This window comes from Mesorhizobium sp. ORM8.1, assembly GCF_053005525.2.
On the sequence record NZ_CM132600.1, the window covers coordinates 2,177,532 to 2,199,832 of the forward strand.

Sequence of the window (22,301 nt, forward strand, 5' to 3'; positions counted from 1 at the left end):
CGATGGACCTTCGCTCCCCGCATTCATTTTGCCAGTCGTCACGCTCGAAACGTAGCTGGCTCCATACCTTGCCGGACCTCTCCGGCCGCATGACGTTTGCCGCGCTGTTCGGCGCGACGCTGTTCACGATGCTTTCGACCAACAGCGCGCATGCCGAATTCACCGTCTGCAACCAGACGCTCGACGTCGTCAACCTCGCCGTCGGACAGAAGGTTGACAATGCCGACCAGACCGATGGCTGGTGGACCATCGGCGCCAACCAGTGCGTGAACGTCATCCGCGAGGAGCTGGCAAACCGTTACATCTACCTTTACGCGACCGATGTGTTCGGCCATGCGATCCTCAACGGATCGACGGAGATGTGCGTCGATCGGCGGCGCTTCTCCATCCGCGGCATCGACGAGTGCTGGCAGCGCGGCCATATCGCGGCGCGTTTCGTCGAGGTCGACACGCTCGAGCAGGCGCGCTGGACCTATTTCCTGACCGGAAACAGCCCGTGACGCACAGCATCGACACGAGCTTCAAACAGAAGAAGCTGGCGCGGCTGGCCGAGCGCCGGCGCAAAATCTGGCGTGGCGTTCTTGCCGGCGTTGCCACGCTCGCCGTCATCGCGATCGCCACCGGCTTCTATCTCACCAAGGATGACTGGTCGTTCGGCGACGAGGATGAGGAACTGCATCCCGTCGAGGGCATGGAAGACGTGCCTGCCGATGCGTCGGTCTATGTGCCGGCCATCATCGACCTTGCCGGTGATCCGATGTGGATCACGCTGGCGCCCGATGCCGACACCGCCACCAAGGGCCACACCGTCTCGCGCCCGGCTGAGCTCGACAGTTCCGGGGCTTCGCCACAGATCGAGATCCTCTCCGACGTGATGCTGAGCGCCAGCGAAAAGTTCATGACGACGATCCCGTCGACACAGGAGGATTTCGCCTTCTTCCAGGCGCAGCGGCAGGCCGCTCCCAAGCCTTCGGCGACGGCGCTGCCCGACGATGAGCAACCGGCTCCATCAGCTCCGGCCGTGGCGCCAAACGATCAGCAGGGCGATCTGGAGAACGACCTCCAGGCGGCGCCGGAAGAGAGCGACGCCCCGGCTGGTTCGGCCGCCAAAGCCGACGCGGACGACCCCGAGGCCGGTTGGGGCGAAACCATCGACCAGGGCGAGGCGGCACTTCCCGCCTTCAAGAAGACCGCCATCGAGAACAACACCACCGTCGCGACCGTCACCAGCGAATATCAGCGTTTCGAGGCGACCGAGGACACTTTCGTGAAGATCCTCAACGATCGCAGCCTGGACAGCGTTGCGCTCGACGCGCATTTCTCCGCCGACGACGCCAGGCTTGCGGGCGAAGCGCTGAAGGCGCTGTTCAACCATGACGGGCTGGAGCCCGGCTTTGTTGTCGCCATGCGCGGCTTCCGGCCGAACCGCGAGACGACGACCATGTCGCTGATGCAGGTCTCCGTCTACGCCAGGAACATTTATGTCGGTACACTGACGCGCAACGCCGCAGGCGCCTTCGTGTCCGGCGTCGACCCTTGGGTCCGCGAGGACCTCTTCAACTATTCCGGCGCCTCGGACCAGGGCGGGCCGAAGCGACAATACCGCCTGCTCGATGCGATCTATTCGACCGCTGCGCGCAACAAGGTGCCGACCAGCGTCATCGGCGAAGCGATCATGTATCTGTCGCGAGGACAGGATCTCGACGCCTTTGCCAGCGAGGACCAGCGCCTGGTGCTGATCTACTCGCAGACGCCGCGCGGCCAGGGAGAAATCTCCGGACGGGTGCTCTATGTCGGCGTCCAGGGCAAGGACAACAAGCTCGACTGTTTCGTCTTCCAGCAAAGCGACGGCCAGTATGCCTGCGTGACCGGCGACGACCAGGTTCATTCGCTAACCGTCACCAACGGCATGGTCACGCCGGTCGCCGGGGTGATGACATCGACCTTCGGCCCGCGCAAGCACCCGATCCTCGGCACGGTTCGAATCCACAAAGGCGTCGACTGGGCGGCCCCGATCGGCACACCGATCATGGCCGCGTTCGATGGCGAGATCAGCTTCCAGGGCGATGGCGGCAGCTACGGCAATCTGGTCAAGATCACGCATGCCAACGGGCGCGAGACGCGCTACGCGCATATGCAGAAATTCGCCATCGCCAGCGGCGTCGGCACCAAGGTGAAGGCCGGCGACGTCATCGGCTATATCGGGACCACAGGGCTTTCGACCGGCCCCCATCTGCATTTCGAACTCTACCAGAATGGCGAGGCGATCGATCCGCTCGGGAGCGCAACCACGGTCGCCAGCGCCGATTCCAGCACCTCTGTCGTTTCCAGCGGCTCCGGCGATGCCGCCGTCGAGACGCTGACCGAGCGGATCGTGCATGTCGAAAGCGGCGGTAGCGCCCGCGCCAAGAACCCCAACTCGTCGGCGACCGGCGCCGGCCAGTTCATCACCAAGACCTGGATCCGGATGATGAACACCTATCGTCCCGATCTTGCCCGGTCGCTATCGACGGCCGACCTGCTTGCGCTTCGCTACGACGCGACGCTGTCGCGTGAGATGGTGCGCAATCTCGCGCGCGAAGGCGAGGCCTATCTGCGCGCCCGCGGCCATCAGATCACCGCTGGGCGCCTTTATCTCTGCCACTTCCTCGGCATGGAAGGAGCGCACCAGGTGCTGGCCGCGTCCGGCGCGTCGCAACTGAGCGCCGTTCTGGGATCGGCCGTGATCCAGGCCAACCCGTTCCTTACCGGCAAGACCGTCGGCTACGTGATAGATTGGGCCGAGCGGAAGATGGGCCAGAAGGTGCCGCGCGTGGCGACGGATGCAAGCCAGCCGACGACCACCACGACCGAAATCCGGCAGACATCGCCGGAGTTCGAAAAATACAAGCAGGCGATAACGGCGCTGGTCAATTCAATCCAGGATGCGCTCTAGCTCTTTGTTTCTACGCAATTCCGGACGGAAAACCGATCACACTTTTCCTGGAATTGCTCTAGCCAACCGTCTCGGCTTGGCTTCGACCGCTTACTCGGTCCTGATGCGCATTTCCACGCGGCGGTTGACCGGATCGTAAGGGTTGGCGACACGCGGATGCGACTTGCCGACACCGATTGCTTCGAGCCTGGCCGATTCGATGCCGTTTGCCGTCAGGAAGGCGGCCACCGACTGCGCCCTGCGCTGCGAAAGGGTCTGGTTGTAACGATCCGGGCCGGTTGCATCGGTATGACCTTCGACAACGAAGCTGAACGTGCTCAGCCGGTTGTCCTTCAGAGCCTTGGCGAACTCGTCGAGCTCGGTGCGCGCGGTCTGGTCGAGCTGCGCCGAATCCAGGGCGAAATTGATCATCATGTCGAGACCGGATTTTTGAGACGAACCGCTCTTATCGGCCTTGCTCTTGCACTCTTCCTCCGTGCCGACGCAGATACCGCGCGAGGCGCCGAGATCGGCGGTCTGGCCGGCGAAGAATTTTACGATGTCTTCCGACTTCTGAAGCGGATCGGCGAAGACATGCGTTGAAAAAAGCATGGCCGCCAATGCCAAGGCTGAACTGCCCCATCGCATGACTGTCACTCCTGTCTGAGAGGATTTCGCTGGTGTGCACGATATCAAATCGGGAAGCGATTGTCTGTGAACAAACGCACGTTGCCGATGGCTGCCAGCTGCTAAACGGTGAGGCTTGACCGGCTCTCGGCTAAAGGCTTGAGTGCTATTCCGCTGGCTCTCGGGGTGCAGCAGCCATGGCCAATGAACTCGGATACAGAACGGCTCGGGATCTATTCCTTGCTTGTCCCGCCATCGCCAGGGACATGAAATCGCCGGCCAGCGGTCAGCCACCGCTTGATTTTTGCCGTGCCCTGCTTGCCGGACGCGTGCCGGAAGAGGCTGTCACGTTCTGTGCCTATCTCCTGCCTGAGCGAGCCGCCGTCTGGTGGGGACATGAATGCCTGAGCAATCTGGCTGAGCTCCTCCCGGACCGGGATGTCGAATTGCTGGCGCTTGTCCACGACCGCGTCGGCGCACCTGACAGCCCACACCATCAGGCAGCCTTAAGCAATGCCCTGGACCTGCCGCCAGCGACGCCGGCTGCCTGGATCGCTCTGGCAGCGGCATGGCACAACCCTGCCTTCAACATGCTGTCGACCGGATTTCCTGCCGCCCATGCGGTCAATGCCGGAATTCTGGCTGGGCTTGCCCGCGCTTCGCTGGCGGACCGTTTCGCCGTGCTTGCCGCGTTTGTCGAAATGGGCATCCAGATGGTGGAGATGGAAGCGTAACGGCGTTCGCCGATCCCTGCTCGCCTTTCCATCATAATAGGCATGACATCGTTCAGCCCAATATCACCGGCAGCCGCCTTGCGCCCATCTGGCCAGCGCGACCTTGAAACGGGTGCCGAGCGGATGCTGCAGGCGCAGGACCGAGACGTCGTTGGCCGCGAAATTCTTCGCCTGCTCGCAGAGCCTTGCCTCGTTCCACTCATGGCAGGTGTCGCAGTGCTTGCCTTGCCAGGCCGATTTGTCGAGGCCTTCGACCGGACTGAAAAGCGGTTCGCTCCTGATCAGCTGGGCGATGCTCTTGCCGTCGATCGCCGGGTCGCCGAACTTGATAGGATGATCGAAAAGGATCGGGCCATCGGTTGCCAGCTTCGGTATCTTCGCGCGAAGAACATTGAGCGCAAGCTGGTCGTCATTCTGCCCTGAGGACGCGCCAGTGTTGCGCGTCTCGGAACCCGCTTCAGCCGGCGGGGTGTTTGCCTCGCCGACGATCAACGGCGCGTTGAGATCGACCTTATGCAGGACAACCTCGGTGGTCAGCGAGACATTGATCCAGGGGCGTTGCTTGCCGGCGGTCGCCTTGAAGACATCGCTGGTCACCCGGTTCATCGCTTCGGTGATGGAGACGTTGGATTCCCCGATGTGCTGAAGCAATGCCGACGTGAATGGCGAGTGGTCGCCCGACCCGTCATAGGCGAGTTGGTCGGGACTGGCCGCGAAGGCGACGAGCGTCCCGGCGCCGCCATTTTCGATCGGAATTTCGGCAAGGCCGCTGCTCGCGCCCTTGATGCCCGCGGTCTTGGCCAGCACGTCGGCCAACGGATTGTCCCGGCATGCATCCAGAAACACCAGCCTTATGCTGGTCTCGCGCGACATCTGGCGAAGAACGAAATCGACCGATACGGCCTCGAAATCGAGCGAGGTCTCGTCCTCGAGCGCGGCATCCACCGGAAGCAGATAGTTCTTGCCTGAAACCTGCAAGCCATGGCCGGCATAGAAGAAAAGCGCCACATCGGCGCCGCGCACCTGCTTGGCGAACTGGGCGACCGTGGCTTGTGTCTGCTGCTTGGTGAGGTCGAAGCCGGAGACCACCTCGAAGCCGAGGTTCTGCAAGCGATCGGCCATCGCCTGGGCATCGCGGGCGGGATTGGCGAGCGGTGCGGCGTGCTGATACTGCGAGTTGCCGAGCACCAGCGCGACCCGGCGCTCGGCGCTGGCGGCCGTCAACGTCAAAAGCAAGACAAGCGCGGCAAGCCCGGCGCCGCGAAGCAAGCCAGCACAAACCGCGATTGGACGGAAACCCACCCCGACCTCAGTTCGCAAGCTTGGTGGCGGAGAATTCGATCCGCCGATTGAGCGCCTTGTTCTTTGGCGTGTCGTTGGCGGCAACCGGCTTATCCTCGCCATAGCCGGCAGCGCTTATCTGGTTGCGCGGAATGCCGTCGGCAACCAAAGCATCGGCGACCGACTTGGCGCGCCGTTCGGAGAGCGCTTTGTTTGCCTCGGGCGATCCGTCGGAATCCGTGTAGCCGGACACCTCGACCTTGAGGGTCGGGCATTTGCCGACGACGCCTTCGACCTCTTTAAGCAGCGGACGGCTTTTGGCATCGAGCCGGACGCTTGCCGGGCGGAAGTAAATGGCGCCGGTGCGCGACAGCACGGCAAACCGGTTTAGGCATTCCTCGTCGCTGAAATTGGTCTTGGCGGCGTCGGTGGCAACCGGACCGACCTCGGCGCTGGCGGCGACCGTCTGCACCGCGGCCGGCTTGCTGCCGTCGGCGGTAAAGACGAAATCGAACGACACCGAGGCGGTAGGCACGATGTTCGTCACATTGGCGGCCTGCTGCAGCTTGTCGACATTCGGCAGCAGGCCGAAGTCCTCGACATGCACCGCGACGGGAGCCTCGAAGCGACGGAGACCTGGGTGTCGCTGATCATGGTGACGACAACACTCGCCTCCAGGTCCTTATCGACACCGTGCATGCTCAGCCGGAACGGCAAAATTGTCTTGATCCGGCGCTTGGTCGGCAAATCGGCAAAGGCGGCCGGATCGACCTTCGCCGTCAGCTCGGCCGTCGGGAACTTGAACGTTTCGAAGAACAGGAAGCGCATGCGTACATTGCGCAGGTCGACGCCGGTGTCGACGGAATTGAGGTCGAAGCTGATCTTGGCGTCGCCGGCCGAACTCAGCGTGCCGGTGATGTTCCTGATCTTGTTGGTCTCGACGATCGTGTTCTTCTTGACCGACTGATAGGTGAGCACCGAAGCGTCAGGATCGAGGGTCCAGTTCGGCGCCGCGCTTGCGGACCGCGATCCGAAGACCAGCAATCCCAAGATCGCCGCAACGATCAGGCCAATACGCCACGGTGCGGCTCTCGCCCGCGTTTTGCGCGATAATGCAACGACTTCGAACATGGAACGCCCCCGCCAGGACAACCTATCTCGATACCGGCACGAGGCGGGAGCATAGAGCACTTGCGCTTGCTTGGCGAGCGCTTCCGACTGTCTGTGAAACGGCGCTAACCGCAGGCCAAAAAGCGTGGCGCGTCAAGGCTTGTCACCACCCGCCGCCGCCACCGCCGCCAGCACCGCCACCACCACCCAATGGCTTTATCACAGGCTTGTCTTCGGTGTTGACCGGTTCGGCCAGTTTCCTGGCAGTCACCTTCTTCCGCTTGACCACCTTCGGCGCGGTCGTGGAGCGAACGTGCTGGGTGCGATGTTTCGTCGGCGGCGCCGGCTCCAGCCTGGGCGGCACGGTTGTGCACCCAGCGACCGCAAAGGATAGAAATGCCGCGATGACCGCCTGCTTCAATGCCCTGCCCACCATTGCCTCCTTGTTGATCAGAACAGATCCCGACGCGGATTGGCTTGCTCCCAGACGGCCCTTGCCGTCTTGACCAGTTGGTCGTCGACCGAACCGCCGGCCGGGATTTTCGATTTGAGTTCCGAGCGCAACTGCTTCAAGGCAGCCGTTTTCGGCTTCACGCCGAACTGCGCCAGCGTCGCGCGCGCGTTCGGCAACTCGTTGCGAAGGTCGAGCCCTGACGCGAACGCCAGGTACCGTACGGCGACGGCCTGGTCGGATTTGTCGCCCTTCTGCATCTCGATGGCCGCTCGATCATATGCCGCAGAGTAGTCGCCGCGATCGGTCGCTAGCTCGAACAGCCTCTGCGCTTCGGCAAGGTTCTGGTCGACCCCTTCACCGTCACGGTACATGCGGGCAAGGCTGCCGGGAGCATAAGGCTGGCCGAGGTCCATCGCCTTCTGGAAAAGCGCCTGTGCCTGCTTCGGATCCTTCTCGACGCCAAGTCCACTGAGATAGTTGCGTCCGAGAATGTTCATCGAATACATGTCCTGGCGTTCAACGCCCGCCTTGAGGAAGGCAACGGCGCGCTCGGGATCGGCGGGCACGCCATTGCGGCCTTCACTGAAGATCGCGGCCAGGTCGTTCATGGCATAGGTGTGGCCCATAGCCGCCGCCTTGAGCAGCAGGTCCAGTCCCTTGCCGGTGTCGCGCTCGACGCCGAGACCGTTGAACAAGGCACGCCCCCAGGCAGTCATGCCGTACGGATCGCCTTTGTCGGATGCCTTCGCGTAGAAGCCGTTGGCCTTCTTCGGATCCACAGCCGTTCCTATTCCGGACGAGGCAATGTAGCCCAGCTCGAACACGGCGCGGACATGCCCTTCGTCGGCAGCTTGCTGGATGGTCTTCTTTGCCTCGTCGGCCTTGCCGGCTGCAAGCAGCGCGCGTCCGAGTTCGTAATGGAAGCGGGCGACATCGGGATAGGCCTTCACCGCCGCCTGGCAGGCTTTCACCGCGTCGGCGCCGATCTCGTTCGGCAACAGACCGGGGACGACACCTTGCAGGTCCAAAGGCTCGCCGGCTTCATTGTCGCAGGGATCGACGCTAGGCGACAACTTCATGGTGGCCGGCTTGGATGGAGTGTTGTCGGCACTGATTTGGAAGCCGACTATCAGTGGTTTGACGGCGCCTATCTGGGGTTCGTAGCGCAAACTATCGACCTCATCGGCCATCAGGCTCGAATCCGGAGACAAGGTGCGGTCCGGCAAGGACAGTGTTCCGGTTGCCGGATAGCTGGCAAGTTTCAGGCTGACTGCAGGATCCTTGGTCGGGAAATCCAGCTTCAACGGCACCGGACCGACGCCGACGGGAACCTGGACGTCGCGGTTCTCGATCGCTTCGGCCGCGCCGGTGATGTGGATGCCGCGTTCCACCACCTCCTGCTTCTGCTCGGACTGGAGCGAGGCCACGAGTTGCTTGCCCTCGGCGCCGTCGCCGTTCTTGACCCGGAACACCAGTATCCCCTGGGATCCACCGCCCCAGTCGTCATGCGTGGCATAGGCCAGCATATCGACTTCTTCCTGGGCGCCTGTACTCTTCGGCACATCCATTTGCAGTCGCGGCAAGTCCTTACCGGCTATCGGCTCACCCGTCGCAATCGGCTTGCCGTCCAAAATCAGACGTCCCAGAGCCGGCGGTCTCTCGATGCTGATGGTGACCGCGCCGCCATCGACGTCGACCGGCACGGGCAGGTCGAGCGCGACCGGGCCAACGCCCGAGGGCACGACCTTTTCCAGCACCGGCGGCAATGCGGGCCGGTTGGCGCGACGCATGAGGACGACCTCGTCGATCAACGAGGAGTTCTCCCAAGGCACCTGCTTGCCAGCCGTAGCCTCGACCACATCGCGTCGAACGGCGGCCATGACCGAGCGTATCTCCTGGTTCGGCGCCAGCGCGCGACGCGAGAATGCGGAGGAAAACGGGCTGAGATCGCCAGTTCCGTCATAGGCGACTGCACCAGGCTCGGTGGCGAAGGCGATCAGCGTATTCAGCGAGCTTTTCACCTGCGCAAGGCCGGTGCCGCCGGCGGCGATCAACTGGTCGCGCAGCCAATAGTCCTTGCGTGGAAACGGATTGTTGCGGCAGGCGTCGAGGATGATCACCTGGATCTTCGATTTCGCCCGCAACTGCTGCAGCACATCATCAAGCTTGACCGCCTGAACCTCGATGTCGGCCGCATCCTTGAGCGAGGCATCGACCGGGATCAGGAAATTCTCGCCGCCGATCTGAAAGCCGTGGCCGGAATAATAGACGACCGCCAGATCGGCGCCGTCGGCCGCCGCGAGGTAGTTGCGGAACTGCTTTTCGAATTCGATCTTGGTGAGATCCTTGGCGACGAAGACATCGAATCCGGCGAGCCGGAACGTATTCGACACGTCCTCGGCATCCTTGTCCGGATTCTTGAGGGCCGGAATTTCGCGGTATTCCGAATTACCGATGACAAGGGCAACCCTTCGATCGGCGCGCGCCTGCACTGTCGCGAGGCCCACGACGATCAAGGCTGCAATCAGCGCGCAGCGTCGCAGCATGGCAAAATCCCTAACCGCTATGACCTGTGAGCCTCAAGAACGCAGCTTGCGACGCGAAGGTCTGTTAAAGAGTTCACAATCCGCCGGGACAGATCGGAACCCTTCTGTTAACGACAGGAGGCATGCGTATCGTCCAATCAGGTCGAGGTTACCGCAGGGGCATCGGCACCGCAATGATCGGATGGGTTCACGACAGCTGTGCCGCATCGCGGAACGACGAATTTTCCAAAAATGTTTTTGATTGAAGGATGCTTGCGATCCACCGAGCGCGCCCTGCTCGCCAGATCCGTATCTTCGGCGCCATGTGCCGGTGCACCAGCAAGTTCTCAGTCGGCGGTGACCGGCGTCGTGATTGCGGCTTTCGGTTGGTCACCGACGGCAAACACGGCGCTTGCCTCGCTGACGATCGAGACGTGGTTCCTGGCTGCGGTCCCGGCCGCGGTTCCATCGCCGCGCAGGATGGCGGTGACGATGACGTCATGCTCTTGCCACGACTTCGCCAGGCGGCCGGCAAGCCTGAACTGGGCACGGCGGAAGGGGGCAAGGCGGCTGCGCGTCGTCGCGGTCAACTCGTAGATGTGCGTGCTGTGGGCACCGCGATAAAGCCGGCTGTGAAACTCGGTGTTGAAGTACTCGTAGTCTTCCTCTGCACCCAGCTGGACCAGCCGCGCCGAGGCCTGATGCTCGGCCTCGAGCGCGCGGCGCTCGCTGCCGGTCATGCGCTCGGCACAGAAGCGCGCGCATATGCCTTCCAGTTCAGCCATGCTTTCGAACATCGAGGTGAGGTATCCCTGCGTTACGACGGCGACGATGGCGCCCCTGTTGGGCCGCCTTTCGACAAGACCCATGGCGCTGAGCTGGCCGAGCGCTTCGCGAACCGGTGTGCGTGACACCTCAAAGCGGGCGGCAAGCGAGGCCTCATCGAGCTTTTCGCCGGGGCGCAGCACGCCGGTGACGATGCGGTCGCCGATCGCCCTCACCATCTGATCGACAGTCGTTCCCGACCTGATCAAGCTGCGCTTTCCCGGCACGTCTCCTCCAGCTTCCGTTCGCATTCGCCAGGCGATGATCCGGCAGGACGAATGCCGCTTCCGACTCACCTTCTCCCTCTATGCCTATGTTTTAAGCTTCCTGTCAAATTGGTTGTTTTCAAGGCAAAAAGTGCATGCAATTGCCTTTCGCTTGTGCAGCACGAAAGATCATAGTGGCTGATTATATTGGATAAATCTTGATTTCTAAACTGGCACAACGATTGCATGCACTTTCTTGAGAAGGCGTTAACCGACCCGGAAAGGGTCCTACAGGGGAGCATTCAAGATGACCGACCGTTTCATGCTTAGCCGCCGCCAGTTGCTCAAGACCTCCGCCGCCGGAGCCGCGCTCGGGCTTGCCTCCGCAGCCTTTCCCATCTCACGGGCCTTTGCCGCCACAGCAACTGTCGGCTTTATCTATGTCGGCCCGAAGGACGATTACGGTTACAACCAGGCGCATGCCGAAGGTGCGGCGACGCTGAAAGGCATCGAGGGCATCACCGTCGTCGAGGAAGAGAACGTCCCCGAGACGGTCGATGTCCAGAAGACGATGGAATCGATGATCAACCTCGACGGCGCTTCGCTGATCTTCCCGACTTCGTTCGGCTATTTCGACCCGCACATGCTGGCCATGTGCAAGAAATTCCCCGACGTGCAGTTCCGCCATTGCGGCGGCATGTGGGACAAGGCCAAGCACCCGATGAATGCCGGCTCGTATTTCGGCTATATCGGCATGGGCCAGTATCTCAACGGCGTCGTTGCCGGCCACACCTCGAAGACCAAGAAGCTCGGCTTCGTCGCGGCCAAGCCCATTCCGCAGGTCCTGCTCAACATCAACTCCTTCCTGCTCGGCGCGCGCTCGGTCGATCCGGCCATCACTTGCCAGGTCATCTTCACCGGCGAATGGTCGCTGGCGGTCAAGGAGGCGGAGGCCACCAACGCGCTGGTCGACCAGGGCGCCGATGTCATCACCTGCCATGTCGACAGCCCGAAAGTGGTGGTCGAGACGGCCGCCGGGCGCAGCGCGTTCGTGTGCGGCTACCATGCCAACCAGAGCCCGCTGGCGCCGGAAAAGTATCTCACCGGCGCCGAGTGGAACTGGGCCAAGGTCTACAAGATGTTCGTCGATGACCTGACCGCCGGCACGCCGCTGCCCAACTTCACGCGCGGCGGCCTTGCCGACGGCTTCGTCAAGATGAGCCCGCTCGGCCCCGCCGTCGGCGAGCCGGCGCGCAAGCAGTTCGATGCCACGCTAGCCGAGATGATGAAGGGCGGCTTCGCGGTGATCAAGGGACCGCTGAAGAGCAACAAGGGCGTCGTCGTCGCCACCGAAGGCCAGGCCTTCGTCGAGACCGCTATCGAACTCGAAAGCATGGACTATCTGGTCGACGGGGTCGTCGGCTCGACCGCCTGATCTGAGGGGAACAGGGCGATGGCGGATACAGTGACAGGGGCCGGCGTACCGGCGCTATCCGGCGCCAGGGGATATCCGGGGGCGCTGGAATGGATCGCGCGGCGAGCGGAGGCCTTCGTCATTCCGTTCGTGGCAGTTGTCGTCGGCATGGCCCTGTTCAGCCTTTTCATTGCCTTGGTCGGCAAGTCACCGATCCTGCTTTATGAAACCATGTGGCGGGGCGGCTTCGGCTCGTGGTTCTCGGTTCAGAACTCTCTGTCGCGCGCCTCACCGCTGTTGTTGGCGGCACTTTGCGTGGCGTTGCCGGCGCGACTTGGCCTTGTCGTCATCGGCGGCGAAGGCGCCATCGTGCTCGGCGGCGTCGCGGCGGCTGCCATCGGCGTGGCGCTCAGCGGCGCGCCTTCTCCAATCGTCATTCTTGCCATGGGCGTGGCGGGCATGGCCGCCGGCGGCATCTGGATCGGTGCCGTCGGCGCGCTGCGTCACTACCGGGCTGTCAACGAAACAATCTCGAGCCTGCTGATGGCCTACATCGCCATCGCGCTGATGAACCAGCTCGTGGAAGGTCCGCTGCGCGACCCGGCCTCGCTAAACAAGCCGTCGACGCAGCCGCTGGCGGACATCTATCGCATCGGCAACATTCCGGGCATGGACGTGCATTGGGGACTGGTTGTCGGCGTCGTCGCCTGCATCCTCTCCTGGGTGCTCATCGAAAAGACCCGCTGGGGCTTTGCCGCACGCATCGCCGGCGGCAATGTGCGGGCCGCCCAGGTGCAGGGGCTGGCCGTCGGGCCGCTCATCGTCGGCTTCACGGCGCTCGCCGGCGGCTTTGCGGGGCTTGCCGGCATGCTGGAGGTCGCCGCCGTGCAGGGCAGCGCCAACGCCTCGCTCGCCGCCGGCTATGGCTACACGGGCATCCTCGTCGCCTTCCTCGCCCGTCACAACCCGTTGGCCATCATCCCCGTCGCCATCCTGCTTGGCGGCATCGACGCCTCAGGCGGGCTGATCCAGCGCCGCATGGACCTGCCCGACGCCACCGTGCTGGTGCTGCAAGGCATGATCTTCATCGTCATCCTGTTCAGTGAAACCTTTTACGGCCGCTTCAAGGCCTTCAATCCTGATCTGTGGCAGAGGGCCTCCTGATGGACGCAACCGAGATCGGCCTCTGGGGCGTACCGCTGGCCATTCTCGGCGGCGCCATCCGCGTGTCGACCCCCTTCATTTTCGTCTCGCTCGGCGAGGCGATCACCGAGCGTTCGGGCCGCATCAATCTGGGGCTCGAAGGCACGCTGGTCTTCGGCGCCATGACCGCCTATGCGGTGGCGGTGATGACCAACTCGCCCTGGCTCGGCCTGCTTGCCGCAGCCTTCGCCGGCCTGTGCTTCGGGTTGTTCCACGGCTGGATCTGCAAATTCCCGAAGGTGAACGACATCGCCATCGGCATCGCGCTGATGCTGTTCGGCTCTGGCCTCGCCTTCTTCTTCGGCAAGCCATTCATCAAGCCTAAGGCGCCCAATCTGCCCGCCATTCCGTTCGGTGGCTGGTCCGACATACCGCAGGTGCAGGCGGCGCTCGACGTCAACGTGCTGTTCCTGATCGGGGCGGTGCTTTCGATCATCCTGTGGTGGGCGTTCCGCAACACGCGCGCCGGCCTCATCGTGCGCGTTGTCGGCGACAGTTCGGATGCGGCGCGCGCCATGGGCCTCAACCCCGATACGGTCCGGCTGATCGCCACCGGCGTCGGTGGCGCGCTGGCCGGCATTGGTGGCGCCTATCTGTCGCTCTACTATCCCGGCAGCTGGACCGAACGCATCTCGTCGGGCCAGGGCCTGATGGCAGTGGCGCTGGTCATCTTCGCACGCTGGAACCCGCTCGGCTGTTTTGCCGCCGCCCTTCTGTTCGGTGGCGCGGGCGCGCTCGGCCCGGCGCTGCAATCGGTCGGCGTCACCCAAGGCTATTACCTGTTCTACGCCGCTCCCTACATCCTCACCCTCATCATCATGATCGCCACCTCGTCACCGACACGCTCGCTTGTCGGCGCACCGGGCGAACTGTCGATCACCAAATGACTGGAGTTTTGCCCATGAACGCCAGAGCCGAAATCACCCAGCACACGATCGACGCCGAACCCTATCCGTGGCCCTACAATGGCGACCTGCGGCCCGACAACACGGCGCTGATCATCATCGACATGCAGACTGATTTCTGCGGACCGGGCGGCTATGTCGACCATATGGGCTACGACCTGTCGCTGGTGCGCGCGCCGATCGAGCCGATCAAATCGGTGCTCTCGGCGATGCGGGCCAAGGGCTACACCATCATCCACACGCGCGAGGGACACCGGCCCGACCTCGCCGACCTGCCGGCCAACAAGCGCTGGCGCTCGCGCCGCATCAATGCCGGCATCGGCGATCCCGGTCCGTGCGGGCGCATCCTGGTGCGTGGCGAGCCGGGCTGGGACATCATCCCCGACCTCTATCCGATCGAGGGCGAGCCGATCATCGACAAGCCCGGCAAGGGCTCGTTCTGCGCTACCGACCTGGAACTGATCCTCAACCAGCGCCGCATCCAGAACATCGTGCTCACCGGCATCACCACGGATGTCTGCGTGCACACAACCATGCGCGAGGCCAACGACCGCGGCTACGAATGCATGATGCTGGAGGATTGCTGTGGGGCGACCGACCACGGCAACCATCTGGCGGCGATCAAGATGATCAAGATGCAGGGCGGCGTCTTCGGCACGGTGTCCAATTCGAAGGCGCTCGTCGCGCAATTGCCGTGAGGAGGGCGCGATGAGCGACAGGAAAGCGGTCGGCGTCGAAACCGTCGGCATGACCATGCGCTTCGGCGGCTTCACGGCGCTGGACGCCGTGTCGGTGAAGGTGCCGGCGGGCTCGTTCCACGCGCTGCTCGGCGAGAACGGCGCCGGCAAGTCGACGCTGGTCAAATGCATGATGGGTTTTTATCACCCGACATCAGGCGACATGCTGGTCGACGGCCGCGAGGTGGCGGTCGCCAGTCCGCGCGATGCCTCAGCGCTTGGGCTCGGCATGGTTTACCAGCATTTTACACTGGTGCCGTCACTGACGGGTGCCGAGAACCTCGTCATCTCGCGTGAAAACGTGCCTGGCATCATCGACTGGCGCAAGGAGCGTGGCGAGCTCGCCGTGTTCATGGAGCGCATGCCGTTCAAGCTGCCGCTCGACGTCAAGGTGGCTGAGCTTGCCGCCGGCGAGAAGCAGAAGCTCGAAATCATCAAGCAGCTCTATCTCGGCCGCTCCTTCCTGGTGCTGGACGAGCCGACCTCGGTGCTGACGCCCGGCGAGGCGCAGGAGGTGCTGGGGCTGGTCCGCGACATGACCAGGGCCGGCGACCTGACAGTGCTGATGATCTCGCACAAATTCCATGAGGTCACCGCCTTCGCCGACGATGTCAGCGTGCTGCGCAAGGGCAAGCTGACCGGAACCGGCCGTGTCGCCGATCTCGACCACAAGGCGATGGCGGCGATGATGATCGGCGACCAGCCTATCGCGGCGCTCGACAGCCGTGCCGCGCCGAAGCCGGATGCCGAAATCGTGCTCAAGGTCAAGGCGTTGAAGGCGCCGGATCGCACCGGGCTGAAGTCGATCCGCATCGAGGACCTCGGCGTGCGCTCGGGCGAAATCGTCGGCATTGCTGGCATTTCCGGCAACGGACAGAAGGAGTTCCTGGAAGTGCTGGCCGGCCAGCGTCCTCGCGATGCGGGTGAAGTGCTGGTGCGCGGCTCCGCCTACGCGGCGACCCGGACCGAGGCGCGTGCGCTCAATGTGCGGCTCATTCCCGAGGAGCCGCTGAAGAATGCCTGTGCCCCGAAAATGACGGTGGCCGAGAACATCTCCTTCCGCACTTTCGACATCGACGGCAACGGCAAACCGGTGAGCTGGATCAGCACCAGTGCCATTCGCGCCTTCAGCGCCAGGCTGATCGAGCAGTTCAAGGTCAAGACCGCCTCGCTGTCATCGCCCATCGCGTCACTGTCGGGCGGCAATGTGCAGCGCGCCGTGCTGGCGCGCGAACTGACCGGCGCGGTCGACCTGCTGATCGTCTCCAACCCATGTTTCGGCCTCGACTTTTCGGCGGTGGCCGAAATCCGCGCCCGCATCATGAAGGCGCGTAATGCAGGTGCGGCCGTGCTGTTGATGTCGGAGGATCTCGACGAATTGCTGGAACTGTCGGACCGCATCTTCGTCATGTCGGACGGCGCGCTGGTCTATGAGACGCCGATCGCGCAGGCGAGCGTGCAGACCATCGGCGAGCATATGGCGGGACATCACTGATGGCGGAGATCGATGCGCAGCCTTTCGCCTTTGCGTTCCAGCCCGACACGATGGCGCTGGTCGTCATCGACATGCAGCGCGATTTCGCCGAGCCCGGCGGTTTCGGCGCCAGCCTCGGCAACGACGTCAGCCGCGTCGCGGCCATCGTGCCCACGGTGAAGAAACTGATCGAGGGTTTCCGCGCCGCCGGCCTGCCGGTCATCCATACGATGGAGTGCCACAGGGCCGATCTCTCGGACCTGCCGGCGGCCAAGCGCAATCGCGGCAATCCGTCGATCCGTATCGGCGATACCGGGCCGATGGGCCGGGTGCTAATCGTCGGCGAGCCGGGCACGGCGATTCTCGACGAGCTGGCGCCGCTGCCGGGCGAGACCGTCATCGAGAAGCCCGGCAAGGGCGCGTTTTATGCAACCAGCTTCGGCGACGATCTGAAACGGCTCGGCGCGCAGCAGCTGGTCTTTGCCGGCGTCACCACGGAGGTCTGCGTGCAGACGACGATGCGCGAGGCCAATGATCGCGGCTATGAATGCCTGCTCGCCGAGGACGCGACGGAAAGCTATTTCCCGGAGTTCAAGGCGGCGGCCATCGCCATGATCCGCGCGCAGGGCGCCATCGTCGGCTGGACGGCGACAACCGACCAGGTGCTGCAGGGAATTGCCAATGGCTAATCTGAGTTTTGCCGGCCTCATCAGTGGCGGCTGGCGCGATCTGGCCTTCGAGCATTTTCGCGACGGTATCACCGTGCACTGGCTGTCGAAGGGCGGGCCGGTCGAACCCTCGGTCGCAATCCTGAATTACCAGCCCGGCGCCAGTGTGCCGCGCCACCGCCATGTCGGGCTCGAAACCATCGTCGTGCTCGAGGGCACGCAGAGTGACGAGAACGGCGATTATTTCTCGGGCAGCGTGATCCTGAACCCGGTCGGGACCGAGCATTCAGTGTGGACGAAGGACGGTTGCGCCGTGCTGATTCAGTGGGACCTGCCGGTGATCATTCTGGGAGAGGCCATATGAGCGAGATCCGCTTCGACATCGGCAGTCTGCACGCGGCCTATGCCAGCGGTGTTGCCATCTCCGCCATGATCGATACCGTTCATGCCTGCATCGCGGCCGCCGACGATCCGGGCATCTTCATACATCTCGCCGGCAAGGCGGACATGCTGGCGCAAGCGCAAAAGCTCGGACGGTTCGACCCGGCGGCCAAGCCGCTGTGGGGTGTACCGTTCGCGGTCAAGGACAACATCGACGTCGCCGGCATGCCGACAACCGCCGCCTGCGCCGAATATGCCTATACGCCCGACAAGGACGCCACCGTGGTGGCGCGGCTGAAGGCCGCCGGTGCGCTGGTGGTGGGCAAGACCAATCTCGACCAGTTCGCCACCGGCCTGGTCGGCGTGCGCACACCATACCCGATCCCGCGAAACGCGGTCGATGCCAGCCTGGTGCCGGGCGGCTCCTCGTCGGGTTCGGCGGTGGCGACGGCGCGCGGCATCGTCTCCTTCGCGCTCGGCACGGATACGGCCGGCTCCGGCCGCATACCCGCCGGTCTCAACAACATCGTCGGGCTGAAGCCGACGGTCGGCGCGCTGTCGGCCGCGGGCGTCGTGCCGGCTTGCCGCACGCTCGATTGCGTCTCGGTGTTCGCGCTCACAGTCGACGACGCCTATCAAGTGTTCGGTGTCGCGGCGGCCAAGGACGCGGCCGACGCCTATTCGCGAACCGTGCAGGTGCCGGCCCTGGCCGCGCGTCCGCCGGTGCTGAGCGTCGGGGTGCCAGCGAAGGCCGATCTGAAATTCTTCGGCGACGCATCCATGCAGGGAGGCTTCGAGGCCGCTCTTAGCACGCTGGAGAGGCTTGGCTGCCGGCTGGTCGAAGTCCCGTTCGGCGATTTCTACGCCACCGCCAATCTTCTCTATGAAGGCGCCTGGGTGGCCGAACGCTACGCGGCGATCCGCGATTTCATGGATACCAACGAAGCGATCATGCACCCGGTAACGCGCAAGATCATCGGCGGCGCGCGCGGCCTCTCGGCGGCCGACGCCTTCAAGGGCCTCTATGCGCTTCAGGACTACAAGGCAAAGCTCGCGCCAGTCATGGCCTCGGTAGATATGTTCTGCGTGCCGACCGCGCCGACGCATTACGCGCTCGATGCAGTGCTCGCCGATCCGATCACCACCAACAGCCGGCTCGGCACCTACACCAATTTCGTCAATCTGCTCGACATGTGCGGCATCGCCGTGCCGACCGGCAAGCGCGATGACGGGCTGCCGATGAGCGTGACCTTGCTGGCGGCGGGCGGCAAGGATTGGTTGACCGCGGCACTTGCCCGCGACATCCATGCGACGAGCAACCTGCCACTTGGCGCAACCGGCTGGCAGCAGCCGGGTTGTCTACCCGCAGCATCATCAGCCGATGATGGCATGATCGACCTCGTGGTTGTCGGCGCGCATCTTTCGGGAATGCCGCTCAACGGACAACTGGGCCAGCTCGGCGCACGATTCTCGCGCTCGGCAAAGACATCCTGCGCCTACAGGCTCTATGCGCTGGCTGGCCAGTCCGTGCCCAAGCCTGGCCTGATCCGTGTCGCCAAGGGCGGCGCTGCCGTCGAGGTCGAAGTCTGGCGGCTGCCGGCAGAGGCCTTCGGCCGCTTCGTCGCAGCCATCCCGCCACCGCTCGGCATCGGCACCATCGAACTCGAGGACGGCAGTTCGGCCAAGGGCTTTCTGGTCGAAACCGTTGGCCTCAGCGGTGCGTCCGACATCTCATCCTTCGGCGGCTGGCGCCGCTTCGTCGGCCCCGGCAAAAACATGGCGGACCAAACCGAAAACGCCCACTAGAATGGAGCCGGACTCTTCCTGACACGCCCTGGCGTTTGTCACTCCGCTGCTTGAAGACCTTGTGCCTCGACGATGGTCCTGATCTCGGCACGACACGAACCGCAATTCGTTCCTGCATGAAGGGCCACGCCAATCGCCTCGACGCTGGCACAGCCGCGACGCACCGCTTCCGCGATCTGGTTGGCGCCGACGTTGAAGCAGGAGCAGACGATGGCACCACGGTCGGTGTGATTCCACCCGGTCGCCCGGCCACGACCGCAAGCCTGCCGCGCCGGTCGGTATGATCGACATTCAACTGTTCCGCCGCCCAGCCGCGCGACACGGCAACCGGCGCGGGTGAAAGATAGAGCGCGCCCACCAGCCGATTGCCGACAAAGTGAGCGAAGCGATGGTGGCCTCCGGCAACGTCACGATAGGCAAGCGTCTCGTTTTGTTCGTCAGCACCGAGAAGCGAGACTGCGAAACCCGCCCAGTCCCGGCCGCCCGCGAGGGCAAATTCGAGGCGCCAGCCGCCTACGCAGCGGGCGAGGCTCCAATAGTCCGCGTCTATCGAGGTGGGACGTTCGGCAACCGCTGCAAAACCGAATGCAGCAACGGCGAACCGCTCTATGCGGACAGCAACGTTCTTCGAAGCCGGTTGGCCGGATATCGCATCGGTGACTGGCGCCACCAGCGCATCGACGCGAGCACGGGCGGAGAACTGGTCCGTCCAGTGCATCGGCACGAAGACCGAACCTGTCCGCTGTCGCGCCGTCACCAGCGCGCGAAGCAGCGCTTGGCCATGTGCGGTCGAGACGCGCACGATGTCGGCATCGCCGATGCCGAATCTTGCGGCATCGGCCGGGTGGATCTCGACGAAGGGCTCGGCCATATGCTGGGACAGACGCGGGCTCTTGCCGGTCCGCGTCATGGTGTGCCATTGGTCGCGGACCCGCCCGGTGTTGAGCAACAGCGGATAATCCGGAGTGACGCGGGTATGCACGGTCGGGCGGATGGCGACAAAGCGTGCTTTGCCGTCCGGAGTGTAATAGCTGCCGTCGGCAAAGAAGCGATCGGCGTGCCAAGGGGTGTCGGGCGCTGGCCACTGAAATGGGGCAAACGCCTCATAAGTCTCCCCATCGACACCCGCATAGGCGCCAATGTCGAAATCGCGGGCGCCGTTATTCTCGAAACCTGACAGAGCGGCATGCTCGCTGAAGATTTCCGACGGTGATGTATAGGAAAACGCAGCGCCAAAGCCCATTCGCTTGCCGACTTCAGCGATGATCCGCCAGTCGGGACGCGCCTCGCCGGGCACGGCCAGAAAGCTGCGCTGGCGCGAGATGCGGCGCTCGGAATTGGTGACGGTGCCGTCCTTCTCGCCCCAAGCGGCGGCGGGCAGCCTGACATGGGCGCGGCGCACCGTATCCGTGCTCAACAGCACGTCCGAAACCACGACGAAGGGGCAGGCCTTGATCGCCGCTTCGACGGCGTCGGCATCCGGCATCGAATCGACCGGGTTGGTGGCCATGATCCACAGCGCCTTGATGCGCCCGTCGGCCACGGCTTGAAACATCTCGACCGCCTTCAGACCGGGCTTTTGCGCAATGTCAGGGGCGTTCCAGAAGCGCCGCACGCGGTCGCGGTGTTCGGGGTTCTCGATCTCCATATGGGCGGCGAGCATGTTGGCCATGCCGCCGACCTCGCGGCCGCCCATGGCGTTGGGCTGGCCGGTTACCGAAAACGGCCCAGTCCCCGGTTTGCCAATGCGGCCGGTGGCGAGGTGGCAGTTGATGATGGCATTGACCTTGTCGGTGCCGGACGACGACTGGTTCACGCCCTGGCTATAGACAGTCACCGTCTTCGCTGTCGCGGCGAACAGGCTGTAGAAGCGGCCAAGTTCGTCTTCGCTGAGACCCGTTGCGGCGGCAACACCGGCAAGATCGAGCGTCGAGGCCGCGAACAGCGCTTGCCCAAAGCCCGTCGTGTGCGCGGTGATATAGGCGCGGTCGAGCGCGTTGCGCCGGCCAAGCCAGGCCAGCAGGCCGGTGAACAGAGCGACATCGCCATCCGGCGCGATCGCCAGATGCATGTCGGCGATGTCAGCGGTCATGGTACGACGCGGGTCGATGAGAACGACCTTCATCTCCGGCCGCTTTTCACGAGCCGCGGCGATGCGCTGGTAGAGCACGGGATGGCACCAGGCGAGATTGGAGCCGACCAGCACGATGAGATCGGCGAGTTCCAGATCCTTGTAGGTGCCCGGCACGGTGTCGGAGCCGAAGGCGCGGCGGTGACCGGCCACCGAAGAGGCCATGCAGAGGCGCGAATTGGTGTCGATGTTGGCAGAACCGATGAAGCCCTTCATCAGCTTGTTGGCGACGTAATAGTCTTCGGTCAGCAACTGGCCGGAAACATAGAAGGCGACCGCATCCGGCCCGTGCTCGGCGATGGCCTGCGAGAAAGTCGAGGCGACGAGGTCGAGCGCCTCGTTCCAGCCGGCGCGGCGGCCGTGAATTTCGGGATGAAGCAGCCTGCCGTCGAGGTCGATGGTCTCGGCCAGCGCCGAGCCCTTGGAGCAGAGCCGGCCGAAATTCGCGGGATGGTCTGGGTCGCCGCGGACGGTCACTTGCCCGTCCGCGGCGACCTTGGCCAGCACGCCACAGCCCACCCCGCAATAGGGGCAGGTGGTCTTTATCTCGCGAGCTTCGTCGATCTGCATGTCAGGCCGCGCGGCTGGCCAGGGCTTCCAGCGCCAGGAACAGGCGCTCGCCCTCGATCTTGACCGGAACGGTGCGCACCGCACCCTCGTCGGCGCCGAGCGCCTTGCCCGTCTCCAGCGAGATGACCCAATTGTGCAAGGGACAGGTCACCGCCGTGCCATGGACGATGCCTTGGCTCAGCGGCCCGCCTCTATGCGGGCAATGGTCGTCGATGGCATAGACCTGATCGTCTTGGGTGCGGAAGACGGCGACTTTGCCTTGCGGCGTGGCGACGCAGCGAGCGCCACGGCGGGGAATATCAGAGAGGGAGCCGATGGCGATCCAGTTCATATGTT

At 63.8% G+C, this 22,301-nt stretch carries 19 protein-coding genes and 1 pseudogene; 11 read left to right on the plus strand and 9 right to left on the minus strand.

Going from position 1 to position 22,301, the window contains the following annotated elements; translation table 11 throughout:
* The first annotated feature begins 2 nt into the window (after positions 1-2).
* Positions 3-500 carry a DUF1036 domain-containing protein gene (locus ACVDG8_RS11270; protein WP_447254780.1) on the plus strand — a complete coding sequence of 166 codons (498 nt, stop codon included), beginning with the start codon at positions 3-5 and terminating at the stop codon, positions 498-500.
* On the plus strand, positions 497-2,935 hold the full coding sequence (locus tag ACVDG8_RS11275) for a M23 family metallopeptidase (RefSeq protein WP_447254781.1): 2,439 nt from the start codon (positions 497-499) through the stop codon (positions 2,933-2,935). Before ACVDG8_RS11270 ends, ACVDG8_RS11275 begins: the two co-directional genes overlap by 4 nt.
* 90 nt (positions 2,936-3,025) lie before the next feature.
* Here ACVDG8_RS11275 and ACVDG8_RS11280 read toward each other — a convergent pair whose 3' ends face one another.
* A complete protein-coding gene (locus tag ACVDG8_RS11280) occupies positions 3,026-3,526 on the minus strand; it encodes an OmpA family protein (protein WP_447254782.1) in 501 nt (166 codons plus the stop codon).
* 281 nt (positions 3,527-3,807) lie between these two features.
* Here ACVDG8_RS11280 and ACVDG8_RS11285 point away from each other — a divergent pair, with 281 nt between their 5' ends.
* A complete protein-coding gene (locus ACVDG8_RS11285; protein ID WP_447254783.1) occupies positions 3,808-4,275 on the plus strand; it encodes a DUF6931 family protein in 468 nt (155 codons plus the stop codon).
* Positions 4,276-4,338: 63 nt separating this feature from the next.
* Here the strand turns inward: ACVDG8_RS11285 and ACVDG8_RS11290 are convergent, their stop codons facing one another.
* The 6 genes from ACVDG8_RS11290 to ACVDG8_RS11315 form a co-directional block, all read right to left on the minus strand.
* Entirely contained in the window at positions 4,339-5,544 is a 1,206-nt protein-coding gene (locus ACVDG8_RS11290) for a caspase family protein (RefSeq protein WP_447254784.1), read from the minus strand.
* Positions 5,545-5,584: 40 nt separating this feature from the next.
* Entirely contained in the window at positions 5,585-6,163 is a 579-nt protein-coding gene (locus tag ACVDG8_RS11295) for an OmpA family protein (RefSeq protein WP_455707688.1), read from the minus strand.
* Positions 6,100-6,687 (minus strand): YceI family protein, encoded by a 588-nt coding sequence (locus tag ACVDG8_RS11300; protein ID WP_455707689.1) that lies wholly within the window; start codon positions 6,685-6,687, stop codon positions 6,100-6,102. The genes ACVDG8_RS11295 and ACVDG8_RS11300 overlap by 64 nt, the downstream gene beginning before the upstream one ends.
* A 142-nt stretch (positions 6,688-6,829) precedes the next feature.
* Positions 6,830-7,099: a hypothetical protein gene (locus tag ACVDG8_RS11305; RefSeq protein ID WP_455707690.1), complete on the minus strand. Its 270-nt coding sequence runs from the start codon at positions 7,097-7,099 to the stop codon at positions 6,830-6,832.
* Between the two features lie 17 nt (positions 7,100-7,116).
* Positions 7,117-9,666: a caspase family protein gene (locus tag ACVDG8_RS11310; RefSeq protein ID WP_447254787.1), complete on the minus strand. Its 2,550-nt coding sequence runs from the start codon at positions 9,664-9,666 to the stop codon at positions 7,117-7,119.
* A 326-nt stretch (positions 9,667-9,992) separates the two neighbouring features.
* Entirely contained in the window at positions 9,993-10,721 is a 729-nt protein-coding gene (locus ACVDG8_RS11315) for a GntR family transcriptional regulator (protein ID WP_447254788.1), read from the minus strand.
* A 262-nt stretch (positions 10,722-10,983) separates the two neighbouring features.
* Here ACVDG8_RS11315 and ACVDG8_RS11320 point away from each other — a divergent pair, with 262 nt between their 5' ends.
* Genes ACVDG8_RS11320 through atzF form a run of 8 tightly spaced genes read left to right on the plus strand, consistent with a single transcriptional unit; the run spans position 10,984 to position 19,264 of the window.
* Positions 10,984-12,111 carry a BMP family ABC transporter substrate-binding protein gene (locus ACVDG8_RS11320; RefSeq protein ID WP_447254789.1) on the plus strand — a complete coding sequence of 376 codons (1,128 nt, stop codon included), beginning with the start codon at positions 10,984-10,986 and terminating at the stop codon, positions 12,109-12,111.
* A gap of 18 nt (positions 12,112-12,129) precedes the next feature.
* Positions 12,130-13,254: an ABC transporter permease gene (locus ACVDG8_RS11325; RefSeq protein WP_447254790.1), complete on the plus strand. Its 1,125-nt coding sequence runs from the start codon at positions 12,130-12,132 to the stop codon at positions 13,252-13,254.
* Positions 13,254-14,180 (plus strand): ABC transporter permease, encoded by a 927-nt coding sequence (locus tag ACVDG8_RS11330; RefSeq protein WP_447254791.1) that lies wholly within the window; start codon positions 13,254-13,256, stop codon positions 14,178-14,180. The genes ACVDG8_RS11325 and ACVDG8_RS11330 overlap by 1 nt, the downstream gene beginning before the upstream one ends.
* Before the next feature lie 14 nt (positions 14,181-14,194).
* Positions 14,195-14,896, plus strand: a complete 702-nt coding sequence (gene biuH, locus ACVDG8_RS11335) for a biuret amidohydrolase (protein ID WP_447254792.1) — start codon at positions 14,195-14,197, stop codon at positions 14,894-14,896.
* A gap of 10 nt (positions 14,897-14,906) precedes the next feature.
* Complete coding sequence (locus ACVDG8_RS11340; protein WP_447254793.1) at positions 14,907-16,430, plus strand: ABC transporter ATP-binding protein; 1,524 nt, start codon at positions 14,907-14,909, stop codon at positions 16,428-16,430.
* A complete protein-coding gene (locus tag ACVDG8_RS11345; protein WP_447254794.1) occupies positions 16,430-17,098 on the plus strand; it encodes a cysteine hydrolase family protein in 669 nt (222 codons plus the stop codon). The genes ACVDG8_RS11340 and ACVDG8_RS11345 overlap by 1 nt, the downstream gene beginning before the upstream one ends.
* Positions 17,091-17,441: a cupin domain-containing protein gene (locus tag ACVDG8_RS11350; protein ID WP_447254795.1), complete on the plus strand. Its 351-nt coding sequence runs from the start codon at positions 17,091-17,093 to the stop codon at positions 17,439-17,441. The genes ACVDG8_RS11345 and ACVDG8_RS11350 overlap by 8 nt, the downstream gene beginning before the upstream one ends.
* A complete protein-coding gene (gene atzF, locus ACVDG8_RS11355) occupies positions 17,438-19,264 on the plus strand; it encodes an allophanate hydrolase (protein ID WP_447254796.1) in 1,827 nt (608 codons plus the stop codon). Before ACVDG8_RS11350 ends, atzF begins: the two co-directional genes overlap by 4 nt.
* Before the next feature lie 38 nt (positions 19,265-19,302).
* Here the strand turns inward: atzF and ACVDG8_RS11360 are convergent.
* Positions 19,303-21,965 (minus strand): annotated as a pseudogene (locus ACVDG8_RS11360) (nitrate reductase).
* Between the two features lies 1 nt (position 21,966).
* Positions 21,967-22,296: a nitrite reductase small subunit NirD gene (nirD, locus tag ACVDG8_RS11365; protein ID WP_447254798.1), complete on the minus strand. Its 330-nt coding sequence runs from the start codon at positions 22,294-22,296 to the stop codon at positions 21,967-21,969.
* Between the last annotated feature and the right edge of the window lie 5 nt (positions 22,297-22,301).

Coding starts and splice junctions, on each gene's coding strand:
- ACVDG8_RS11270 (WP_447254780.1), top strand. CDS start 3: ATGGACCTTCGCTCCCCGCATTCATTTTGCCAGTCGTCACGCTCGAAA.
- ACVDG8_RS11280 (WP_447254782.1), bottom strand. CDS start 3,526: ATGCTTTTTTCAACGCATGTCTTCGCCGATCCGCTTCAGAAGTCGGAA.
- ACVDG8_RS11285 (WP_447254783.1), top strand. CDS start 3,808: ATGAAATCGCCGGCCAGCGGTCAGCCACCGCTTGATTTTTGCCGTGCC.
- ACVDG8_RS11300 (WP_455707689.1), bottom strand. CDS start 6,687: ATGTTCGAAGTCGTTGCATTATCGCGCAAAACGCGGGCGAGAGCCGCA.
- ACVDG8_RS11310 (WP_447254787.1), bottom strand. CDS start 9,666: ATGCTGCGACGCTGCGCGCTGATTGCAGCCTTGATCGTCGTGGGCCTC.
- ACVDG8_RS11315 (WP_447254788.1), bottom strand. CDS start 10,721: ATGCGAACGGAAGCTGGAGGAGACGTGCCGGGAAAGCGCAGCTTGATC.
- ACVDG8_RS11320 (WP_447254789.1), top strand. CDS start 10,984: ATGACCGACCGTTTCATGCTTAGCCGCCGCCAGTTGCTCAAGACCTCC.
- ACVDG8_RS11325 (WP_447254790.1), top strand. CDS start 12,130: ATGGCGGATACAGTGACAGGGGCCGGCGTACCGGCGCTATCCGGCGCC.
- ACVDG8_RS11330 (WP_447254791.1), top strand. CDS start 13,254: ATGGACGCAACCGAGATCGGCCTCTGGGGCGTACCGCTGGCCATTCTC.
- biuH (WP_447254792.1), top strand. CDS start 14,195: ATGAACGCCAGAGCCGAAATCACCCAGCACACGATCGACGCCGAACCC.
- ACVDG8_RS11340 (WP_447254793.1), top strand. CDS start 14,907: ATGAGCGACAGGAAAGCGGTCGGCGTCGAAACCGTCGGCATGACCATG.
- ACVDG8_RS11345 (WP_447254794.1), top strand. CDS start 16,430: ATGGCGGAGATCGATGCGCAGCCTTTCGCCTTTGCGTTCCAGCCCGAC.
- ACVDG8_RS11350 (WP_447254795.1), top strand. CDS start 17,091: ATGGCTAATCTGAGTTTTGCCGGCCTCATCAGTGGCGGCTGGCGCGAT.
- atzF (WP_447254796.1), top strand. CDS start 17,438: ATGAGCGAGATCCGCTTCGACATCGGCAGTCTGCACGCGGCCTATGCC.
- nirD (WP_447254798.1), bottom strand. CDS start 22,296: ATGAACTGGATCGCCATCGGCTCCCTCTCTGATATTCCCCGCCGTGGC.